We start from the raw sequence: 2,939 nt of genomic DNA, 5'->3' as shown, positions 1-2,939 counted from the left end.
ATCTCTTGGCCGGGGTCACCGACCTGTTCGGGGAACCATGGCAGCGTGGCCGTCATGAGCAGGGCGGTGAACGGCCATGCGAAGCGGAACAGGCGGCTCTGCATGGCGGCCCCTCAGGTGTACAGCGAGCCGGTATTCACGACCGGCTGGGTCTCGCGGTCCGAGCACAGCACCACCAGCAGGTTGCTGACCATGGCGGCGCGGCGCTCGTCGTCCAGCACGACGATCTCGCGCTCGCTGAGGCCCTTCAGCGCGGACTCGACCATCTCCACGGCCCCCTGCACGATCTTGCTGCGTGCGCTGATGATGGCCTCGGCCTGCTGGCGGCGCAGCATGACCTGGGCGATCTCGGGGGCGTAGGCGAGGTGACTGATCTTGGCGTCCAGCACATCCACGCCGGCGTCGGCGAAGCGGGCCTGCAGCTCGGCGCGCAGCGCCAGCGCGACGACGTCCTGGCCGCCGCGCAGCGTCACGGCGCCTGCCTCCACCTCGTCGGCCTCGTCATAGGCGTAGCAGGTGGCCAGGTGACGGATGGCGGCCTCGGCCTGCACGCGCACATATGCCTCGTAGTCGTCCACCTGGAACAGCGCCTGCACGGTGTCACGCACCCGCCAGACGACGACGGCGCTGATCTCGATGGGGTTGCCCCGCTGGTCGTTGACCTTGAGCACCGGCGCGTTGAGGTTGCGGTCGCGCAGCGAGACGCGCTTCTTGACCGCCAGGGGGTTGGCCCAGCGCAGGCCGGTGCCGCGGTCGCTGCCGATGTAGGCGCCGAACAGGGTCAGCGCGGCGGCCTGGTTGGGGTTGAGCATGTACAGCCCGACCAGCGTCAACACCCCGGCCACGATCAGCGGGACGCCCAGCAGGGGGGCGCCGCGGATCAGGCTGATGCCGATGGCGATCAGCCCCACGCCCAGCGCCACCATGGGATAGCCGTTGACGCTGCGCGCTGCGCTCTCGCTGACGGTGGTGTCGCGCGACGGGGAGGGTGTGGTCATGAGTTGTCTCGCCTCAAAAGTGAATCAAAGTGATATCACTTTAGCGGGGCTTTCGGCGTCGCGCAAGAGGGTTCAGCCCAGCAGGCGTTGCAGCCCGGCCAGCAGCTCAGGTGTCGGTTGGGGGCCGTCGCAGGCGATGACGCGGCGGCGCGGCATGCTGCGTAACCAGGTGATCTGGCGCTTGGCCAGCTGGCGGGTGGCGGCGATGCCGCGTTCGCGCAGGTCATGGAAGTCGTTGGCGTCCAGGGCCTCCCAGACCTGGCGGTAGCCGACGCAGCGCATGGACGGCAGGGCCAGGCTCAGGTCGCCCCGGGCGCGCAAGGCCCTGACTTCGTCGACCAGCCCTTGCTGCAGCATCAGGTCGAAGCGCTGGGCCAGCCGCTCGTGCAGCCAGGCGCGGTCCAGGGGCTCCAGCGAGAACAGCGGCCAATCCACGCCTTCGTCGCGTGTGGCGGCGTGCAAGAGGCTCAGCGGCCGGCCTGTGAGGCGGATGACTTCGAGGGCCCGCTGGATGCGCTGGCTGTCGTTCGGGGCCAGCCGCTCCGCGGTCTGCGGATCCAGCCGCGCCAGTTCCGCATGCAGCGCCGGCCAGCCGCGTTCGGCCGCCTCGGCGTCGATGGCGGCGCGCAGCTCGGCATCGGCCTGGGGCAGCGTGGAGAGGCCGTCGAACAGCGCCTTGAAGTACAGCATCGTGCCGCCCACCAGCAGCGGCAGCCGGCCGCGGGCCGTGATCTCCCCCGCCAGCCGCTTGGCATCGCGCACGAACTCGGCGGCCGAGTAGCTGTCGAGCGGATCGAGGATGTCGATCAGGTGGTGCGGCACCGCGGCCTGCTCGGCCGCCGTGGGCTTGGCGGTGCCGATGTCCATGCTGCGGTAGACCAGCGCCGAGTCGACGCTGATGATCTCCACCGGCAGCACCTCGGCAATCGCCAGGGCCGCCGCCGTCTTGCCGCAACCGGTGGGGCCGGCCAGGCAGATGGGCGTCAGAAACGTTCCCATGGAGCGAGGTAGCGCCACTGACCCACGGGCAGGTGGCCCAGCGGGATGCGGCCGATGCGCACGCGCTTCAGGCCGACGACCTTGAGGCCCACCAGCTCGCACATGCGGCGGATCTGGCGCTTCTTGCCCTCCCGCAGCACGAAGCGCAGCTGCTGCTCGTTCTGCCAGCTGACCTTTGCGGGCTTGAGCGCCTCGCCGTCCAGCGCCAGCCCGTGGTTCAGCAGGGCCAGCTTGTCGGGTGTCAGCGCCTCATTGGGCAGCGTGCCTTCGGGCACCTCGTGACCCACGAACTCGACCCGCACGAGGTACTCCTTCTCGATGTCGGAATCGTCGCCGATCAGCGCCTTGGCGATGCGGCCGTCCTGGGTCAGCACCAGCAGGCCGGTGGAGTCGATGTCCAGCCTGCCCGCGGGCGCGAGGTGGCGATGATGGTTGGGATGGGGCTTGATGCCGGACGGGTCTTCCTTCCAGCGGTTTTCAGGCTGGAACAGCACAACGGCCGGCTCGTAGCCGTCCTCCGCCTGGCCGGACACATAGCCGATGGGCTTGTGCAACAGCACCGTGACCAGCTGGGACTGGGCCTGGCGGGCGGCGGGGTCGATGGTGATCTCGACGTCGCCGACGACGCGCTGGCCCAGCACGGCCACTTTGCCGTCGACCCGCACCCAGCCGGCGGCGATCCATTCGTCGGCCTCGCGGCGCGACGCCATCTTCAGCTCGCTCATGCGCTTGGACAGGCGCTCGCCGTCCTCGGCGTCGACCTGGCGCGCCGGATTCAGGCGCTGCTGCGGGCGCTGGGGCGGCTCGAAGCCGGGGCCGCGGTTGGACGCGCGGCGCTGGTCGACGCGCGGCGGGCGGTCGTCACGCGTGCGGTCGCCGGGGCGTTCGTCGCGGTGCTCGTTGCGCCGCACCGGTTCGCCGCGTTGGGCGCGCTGCGGGCCA

The 2,939-nt window shown here is 70.4% G+C and carries 3 protein-coding genes; all 3 read right to left on the bottom strand.

Features of this window, described 5'->3' with window-relative positions; all coding sequences use genetic code 11:
• Nucleotides 1-113 precede the first annotated feature (113 nt).
• Nucleotides 114-998 (bottom strand): SPFH domain-containing protein, encoded by an 885-nt coding sequence (locus VGF12_RS10405; protein ID WP_331175963.1) that lies wholly within the window; start codon nucleotides 996-998, stop codon nucleotides 114-116.
• 72 nt (nucleotides 999-1,070) lie between these two features.
• Nucleotides 1,071-1,997 (bottom strand): tRNA (adenosine(37)-N6)-dimethylallyltransferase MiaA, encoded by a 927-nt coding sequence (miaA, locus tag VGF12_RS10400; protein ID WP_331175962.1) that lies wholly within the window; start codon nucleotides 1,995-1,997, stop codon nucleotides 1,071-1,073.
• Nucleotides 1,982-2,939, bottom strand: a 958-nt coding sequence (locus VGF12_RS10395; protein ID WP_331175961.1) for a pseudouridine synthase, incomplete at its 5' end; no start/stop codon positions are given. The genes VGF12_RS10395 and miaA, both read right to left, overlap by 16 nt.

Origin of the sequence: Roseateles sp. (assembly GCF_036404855.1) — a bacterium.
GTDB lineage: Bacteria > Pseudomonadota > Gammaproteobacteria > Burkholderiales > Burkholderiaceae_C > Pelomonas.
Note: the sequence above shows the minus strand (reverse complement) of the source record. Positions and strands in the feature narration are given on the sequence as shown.